This window comes from Mycobacterium sp. (assembly GCF_050701675.1).
Lineage (GTDB): Bacteria > Actinomycetota > Actinomycetes > Mycobacteriales > Mycobacteriaceae > Mycobacterium.
On record NZ_JBOGDD010000232.1, the window covers coordinates 1 to 6,431 of the forward strand.

The 6,431-nt window shown below is 67.2% G+C and carries 8 protein-coding genes; 5 read left to right on the forward strand and 3 right to left on the reverse strand.

All coding sequences use genetic code 11. The features are described from left to right. The 3 genes from ACRDUX_RS06675 to ACRDUX_RS06685 form a co-directional block, all read left to right on the forward strand. Positions 1 to 1,242 (forward strand): AMP-binding protein (locus tag ACRDUX_RS06675; protein WP_526412199.1); only part of this gene is annotated, 1,242 nt, incomplete at its 5' end. Between the two features lie 109 nt (positions 1,243 to 1,351). After that, entirely contained in the window at positions 1,352 to 1,795 is a 444-nt protein-coding gene (locus tag ACRDUX_RS06680; RefSeq protein WP_526412201.1) for a hypothetical protein, read from the forward strand. Positions 1,796 to 1,799: 4 nt separating this feature from the next. Then, a complete protein-coding gene (locus ACRDUX_RS06685) occupies positions 1,800 to 2,006 on the forward strand; it encodes a Trm112 family protein (RefSeq protein WP_526412203.1) in 207 nt (68 codons plus the stop codon). Here ACRDUX_RS06685 and ACRDUX_RS06690 read toward each other — a convergent pair. The 3 genes from ACRDUX_RS06690 to ACRDUX_RS06700 are packed head-to-tail and all read right to left on the reverse strand — an operon-like array spanning position 2,003 to position 4,127. Then, positions 2,003 to 2,650 (reverse strand): TetR/AcrR family transcriptional regulator, encoded by a 648-nt coding sequence (locus ACRDUX_RS06690; RefSeq protein WP_526412205.1) that lies wholly within the window; start codon positions 2,648 to 2,650, stop codon positions 2,003 to 2,005. The two genes, ACRDUX_RS06685 and ACRDUX_RS06690, sit on opposite strands and share 4 nt — an antisense overlap. Next, entirely contained in the window at positions 2,611 to 3,429 is an 819-nt protein-coding gene (locus ACRDUX_RS06695; RefSeq protein WP_526412206.1) for an ABC transporter permease, read from the reverse strand. Before ACRDUX_RS06695 ends, ACRDUX_RS06690 begins: the two co-directional genes overlap by 40 nt. Beyond that, complete coding sequence (locus ACRDUX_RS06700; protein ID WP_526412208.1) at positions 3,363 to 4,127, reverse strand: ABC transporter ATP-binding protein; 765 nt, start codon at positions 4,125 to 4,127, stop codon at positions 3,363 to 3,365. The genes ACRDUX_RS06695 and ACRDUX_RS06700 overlap by 67 nt, the downstream gene beginning before the upstream one ends. A gap of 59 nt (positions 4,128 to 4,186) precedes the next feature. Between ACRDUX_RS06700 and ACRDUX_RS06705 the strand changes: the two genes are divergently transcribed. Together ACRDUX_RS06705 and tyrS are read left to right on the forward strand one after the other, a co-directional pair. Further along, positions 4,187 to 4,795 carry a DNA-3-methyladenine glycosylase gene (locus ACRDUX_RS06705; RefSeq protein WP_526412210.1) on the forward strand — a complete coding sequence of 203 codons (609 nt, stop codon included), beginning with the start codon at positions 4,187 to 4,189 and terminating at the stop codon, positions 4,793 to 4,795. A 24-nt stretch (positions 4,796 to 4,819) separates the two neighbouring features. Continuing rightward, on the forward strand, positions 4,820 to 6,094 hold the full coding sequence (tyrS, locus tag ACRDUX_RS06710) for a tyrosine--tRNA ligase (RefSeq protein ID WP_526412212.1): 1,275 nt from the start codon (positions 4,820 to 4,822) through the stop codon (positions 6,092 to 6,094). The last annotated feature ends 337 nt before the right edge of the window (positions 6,095 to 6,431 follow it).

Below are 6,431 nucleotides of genomic sequence, written 5' to 3' on the forward strand. Positions count from 1 at the left end.
GACATGGAGAAGATCAACCCCGACGTCGTCGCCCTGCCAGGTTGGTATCGGCCCAACCCCGGGTTCGCCAGGGACCTGGCGTACGTCGCCTTCGCGACCGTCGGTGGCGAGCTCGTCGCCCGGCAGATCACGAACTTCCGATGGGCGCTGTCGGCCTTCGGGACCGCGTCCGCCGCCAACCTCGGCACCGGTGACACCGTCTACTGCCTGACGCCGCTGCATCACCAGTCCGGGCTGCTCGTCAGCCTGGGCGGCGCCGTCGTGGGCGGCACCCGGATCGCCCTGTCGCGGGGGCTGCGCCCGGACCGCTTCGCACACGAGCTGCGGCAGTACGGCGTCACGGTCGTGTCCTATACGTGGGCAATGCTGCGCGAGGTCATCGACGACCCGTCGTTCGCGCTCAAGGGCAACCACCCCGTGCGCCTGTTCATCGGCTCCGGCATGCCGACCGGTCTGTGGAGGCGCGTCGAGGAGGAGTTCGCCCCGGCCCACGTCGTCGAGTTCTTCGCGACCACCGACGGACAGGCCGTGCTGGCCAACGTCTCCGGCGCCAAGCTCGGCAGTGAGGGCAGGCCGCTTCCCGGCAGCGGTCAGATCGCTCTCGCGGCCTACGACCCGGATGACGACCTCATCCTCGAAGACGACCAGGGGTTCGTCGCACTGGCGGGCCAAGGCGAGGTCGGTGTCCTGCTCGCGCATCCACGCGGTCCCGTCGATCCGACGGCGTCGGTCAAGCGCGGGGTCTTCGCTCCCGCCGACCTGTGGGTGTCGACGGAGTACCTGTTCCGCCGTGACGAGGACGGCGACTACTGGCTCGTCGACAATCGCGGCTCGGTGATCCGCACGAAACGCGGGCCGGTGTTCAGCGCAGCGGTCAACGACGCCGTCAGTCGGGTCGGCGCAGTCGATCTCGCGGTGACGTACCGGGTCCCCGTCGGTGGTCACGACCTCGCCGTCTCGGCCCTCACCCTGAGTCCAGGCGGCAGCGTGCCGACCGCGGACCTCAACGAGGCACTCGCGGTCCTGCCCGTCGGCGCGCCACCCGACGTCATCCACGTCGTGCCGGAGATGAAGCTCAGTGCCACCTACCGACCGCTGCTCGCGCCGCTGCGCGCGGCAGGCGTCCCGAAGCCGTCCCGTTACGCCTGGTACCTCGACCAAGACACCGGCGTCTACAAGCGATTCACCGCCGCGGTTCGCGCCGAGCTCACCGGGACGGACCCGGATGAGCGACCGGAGTGATGCCAGTGACAAGCTGCCGTGACCGCGACGCTTTGTTAGGCTCCGGCTGGCTGTACGTGGCCGCCGGGTCGGGCCGGGAACTCAATACACGCTCGACGATGGAGGATTGATGACTGCACGGACCAGCAAGAAGGTCAGCTGGCGTCGAACGGTTACGGGTGCCGCCGCAACTGGCGCGCTGGCAGCTGGTCTGCTGATGGGTGCGGGCACCGCGCACGCGGACGTGCTCGACGACATCTACGCCGAATACGACACCGGCTCTGGCGGTGGCCAGGTCTCCAACCTCATTCACACCGCCATGAAGCTCCGGGCCGCCGGATTCGTCCCCTCCAAGGGCGACATGGCCGACCTCGAAGCCGCGATGGGCAAGCGCCCCAACCAGGTGCCGCTGATCGACGCTCTCCAATCGACGGTCTCCTACCAGAAGCGCAGTCAGCAGCGGAGCGCGCCGCAGGCACCTGCGGTGAATCCCGGCACCGGGATCACCCCATGGAACCCGGGCCAGGTGCCCGATCCCAACGGCGCCCCCAGCATCAACAGCCCGCTCGCTTAGCACCGTGCTCGATCAACGTCTGCGCGCCCTTCTGGTGTGTCCGCAGGATCGCGGGCCGCTCCTTCTGGTAGCCGACGAAGTCCTCTACAACCCGAGGCTCCGACGTGCCTATCGGATCGAGGGCGGCGTGCCGGTACTGCTGATCTCCGAGGCGGTCGCCATCACCGACGATGCCGAGCATCAGGCATTGTTGGACCGCGCCGAACCCTAGCCGAGGCCGGGCAGGTCACCGGTCAGGTAGCGCTGCAGATTCGGGGCGATGGTCTCGGCGACCTGCTGGACGGGCAGCGACTTGAACGGCTCCAGCTCGAGGATGTAACGAGCCATCACGACTCCGACCAGTTGCGACGCCACGAACTGAATGCGAATCGGGCCCGAGCCGGGCGGATCGTCCACCCGCGAACCGACCTCGACCGAGATCACGTCCTGCAGGAACGACCGAATCAGGCCGACGTCGCTTCCGGCCAGCAGCGAGCGCATGGTGGCGATGAAGCCCGACCCGATCTCGGAGTCCCACAACGGCAACAGCAGCGACGGCAGCACCAGCCCGAGTTGGTCGATCGGCACCTCGCGCAGCGGTCCGATGACCTGCATGGGGTCGATGGGAATCTGCACTGCGGCCGCAAACAGCTGCTCCTTGGTGCCGAAATAATGGTGAACGAGGGCGGCATCGACCTCCGCAGCAGCCGCGATCGAGCGGATCGACGTATTGCCGATGCCGTTGCGGGCGAACAGTTCCCGTGCGCGGGTGAGGATGCGATCGCGGGTGTCGGACGTGCCGGGCGGTCTGCCCGGGCGCTTGCGGCCGGTACTGCTCACGGCGTCCTGCGTCGTAGCGTCGCCGCGGCGAGGCATAGCGCGACGACGGCGAACCCAATGACGATCGCGATGTCCCTGGCCGCCGTGGCGGTGAGGTCCGGATGTGCGCCGACCTCGCGAAGGGCCTCGAGGGCGTAGCTCGCGGGCAGCGCGTTGCTGATCCACTGCAGCCAGTCCGGTAGAACGTCGCGCGGCACGATGATCCCGCACAGCAGGAGCTGCGGGGCGATCACCACGGGCATGAACTGGACGGCTTGAAACTCGGTGCGCGCGAACGCACTACACAGCAGCCCCAGTCCCACACCGAGAACGGCGTTGATGATCGCGATGGCGAAGACCAGGCCGGGGCTGCCCGCCGTGTCGAGACCGAGCAGCCAGAACGAGATCACACACGCGAGGGTGGCCTGCGCGGCGGCCGCGATCGAGAACGCGGACCCGTAGGCCGCCAACAGATCCAGCCGCCGCAGGGGAGTGGTCAGGATGCGCTCCAACGTCCCCGAGACGCGTTCACGCTGCATCGTGATCGACGTGATGAGGAACATCACGATGAGGGGGAAGACCCCGAGCATGATCAGGCAGGCGCTGTCGAACGGCGACGGGGTACCTGGGCGGTGCGGCACGTCCTTGAACATGAAGTACATCAGCGTGATGATCAGGCTGGGCACGACGAGGATCATCGCGACGCTGCGGTGATCGCCGGCCAACTGCCGCAGGATCCGCCCCGTGGTGGCCAGGTAGGCCTGCGGGCTCAGCCGGGCGCGGGTGCGGTGCTGTGCCGAATGATGGACAGAAACGCTTCCTCCAGTGACTGACATCCCGTGTCCTCTCGCAGTTTGGTCGGTGTGGTGTGGGCGAGCAGACGACCCTCCCGCAGCAGCAGGAGATCGCCACAGCGGTCGGCTTCATCCATGACGTGGCTCGACACCAGCAGCGTCGTGCCGCGGCGTGCCAGGTGGTGGAACTGCTCCCACAGGTCGACCCGCAGGACGGGGTCGAGTCCGACGGTTGGTTCGTCGAGCACCAGCAGTTCCGGGTGCGCCACCAGCGCGCAGGCCAGCGACACCCTGGTGCGCTGTCCACCGGAGAGGTTGCCGCACAGTGCGGTTCGATGATCGTCCAGCCCGACGCCTGCGATCGCCTCGTCGGCAGCCTTCGCCTCTGATCCGTACAGCGACGCGAAGTAGCGGACGTTGTCGATCACGCGGAGGTCCTGATAGATGGTGGGATCCTGCGTCACGTAGCCGACGCGGTGTCGCAGGTCGGCGGAACCCGCGGGCCGCCCCAGCACGGTCACGGTGCCCGAGGCAATGATCTGCGTTCCGACGATGGAGCGGATCAAGGTCGTCTTACCGCAGCCTGATGGTCCGAGGACACCGGTGATGGTGCCGGGCGAAATGTGCACCGTGACGTCCTCCAGGGCGGTGCGCCTCCCCCGGACGACGGTCAGATGCGTGATCGAGACGGCGGGCACCGCGCCGTCCGACATTAATTCATCCTGCGATGAACTCATCATGTGATGAATATTCCTCCCCGCTCGCGGCGGAGTCAATAGCGGCGGGCAGAATCGCTTGAATGACTGCTGACGTGCTGGCGGCCGATCCCGTGTCGGCGGCGCGCCGACTGATCGGTGCGGTACTGACCGGCCGCGGGGTCGAGGCGCTGATCGTGGAGGTCGAGGCCTACGGCGGTCCGCCCGACGGCCCGTGGCCCGACGCGGCAGCCCATTCGTTCCGCGGCCGTGGCGGGCGCAACGCCATCATGTTCGGAGCGCCGGGCAGGTTGTACGCCTATCGGAGCCATGGCATTCACGTCTGCGCGAACGTCGTCTGCGGCGACGACGGCGTGGCCGCAGCCGTTCTACTCCGCGCCGCGGTGGTCGGGGCCGGTTCGGACGTCGCCCGTGCCCGTCGCGGCCCGGTTGCCTCGGTGGCGTTGGCCCGCGGGCCGGGAAATCTCTGCTCGGCGTTGGGAATCACCATGGACGACAACGGGATCGACCTCTTCGATGACCGGAGTCCGGTTGGGTTGGTCCTAGGGGCGCCACGCGCCGTCCTCAGCGGCCCACGTGTGGGAGTGAGCAAGGCAGCCGACCGGCCGTGGCGGTTCTGGCTTGCGGAATGCCCGGAGGTGTCGTCCTACCGCCGCAGTCCTCGGGCACCCGCGCCGGGGGATAGCGACTGATACGGGAGGATCAACACCGTGACTGTGCAGGGCACCGAAATCCTCGACGAACTCGACTGGCGCGGTTTGATCGCGCAGTCCACCGACCGCGACGCGCTGGCGGCCGCGGCAGCCGCGGGGCCGTTGACGCTCTACGCGGGCTTCGATCCGACGGCGCCGAGCCTGCACGCCGGACATCTGATTCCGCTGCTCACCCTGCAGCGTTTCCAGCGGGCCGGGCACCGGCCGATCGTTCTCGCAGGTGGGGCCACCGGCATGATCGGCGATCCAAGGGATAGCGCCGAACGCACGCTGAACACCGCCGACACCGTCGCCGAGTGGTCCGACCGCATTCGCGGGCAGTTGGAACGGTTCGTTGCCTTCGACGGCTCCGCCACCGGCGCGATCGTCGAGAACAACCTGTCCTGGACGTCGCAGCTCTCGGCCATCGAGTTCCTTCGCGACGTGGGCAAGCACTTCTCGGTCAACGTGATGCTCGATCGCGACACCATCCGACGGCGACTCGACGGCGACGGTATCTCCTACACGGAGTTCAGCTACATGCTCCTGCAGGCCAACGACTACGTGGAGCTCCACCAGAGGCACGGCTGCTCACTGCAGATCGGCGGCTCCGACCAGTGGGGCAACATCATCGCAGGCGTGCGGTTGGTCCGGCAGAAGCTCGGGGCCACCGCTCATGCGCTGACGGTGCCGTTGGTGACCTCGGCCGACGGTAAGAAGTTCGGCAAGTCGACCGGCGGCGGCAACGTGTGGCTCGACCCCGAGCTGACGACGCCCTACGCCTGGTACCAGTACTTCTTCAACACCGCAGACGCCGACGTCGTCCGGTATCTGCGGTGGTTCACCTTCCTGCCGGCCAACGAGCTCGGCGACCTCGAGCTGGCGACGACCGAGCGGCCACACGAGCGCGCCGCACAACGACGACTTGCCCAGGAGCTCACCACTCTGGTCCATGGGCAGGACGCGACGGACTCGGTCGAACTGGCCAGCCAGGCGTTGTTCGGGCGCGGCGAGTTGGCCGATCTGGACGAACCGACCCTGGCTGCCGCGCTGCAAGAGACGTCGGTGGCCCAGCTCGGGCCGGGCCTGCCGGACGGAATAGGCGACTTGTTGGTGGCCACCGGTCTGTCCAAGAGCAAGGGGGAGGCCAGGCGCACGTTGTCCGAGGGCGGGGTGTACGTCAACAACGCCAGGGTGGAGAGCGACGACTGGGCGCCGAACACGACGGACTTCCTGCACGGCAAGTGGCTCGTCCTGCGGCGCGGCAAGCGCAACGTGGCAGGCATCGAGAGGATCTGAGCGGACGCTCTAGCCGTGAACTTCTGCCCGCCACGCCGTCTACCTGCGGATTTGACTCCCAGTTTCCACTGCCGTAACTTACTTCAAGTCGCCGCGACACGGTCTTCGGACCGGGGAGCGCGGCCGGCCCCCAGAGAGTTTCTCTCACTTCGGTGAGGGTGCTCATCTGCCCGCAGTACAATTCAGCGGTAATCACCGTAGAGTTGTTGCGCGGTCAGAGCGGGTGTGTTGTTTGAGAACTCAATAGTGTGTTTGGTGGTTTTTGTTTGTTGTTTTTGGCCATCCTCGTGGGGGACTCCTCGTCTTCCTTTGGTGGGGTGGTTTTGTTTTATTTTGC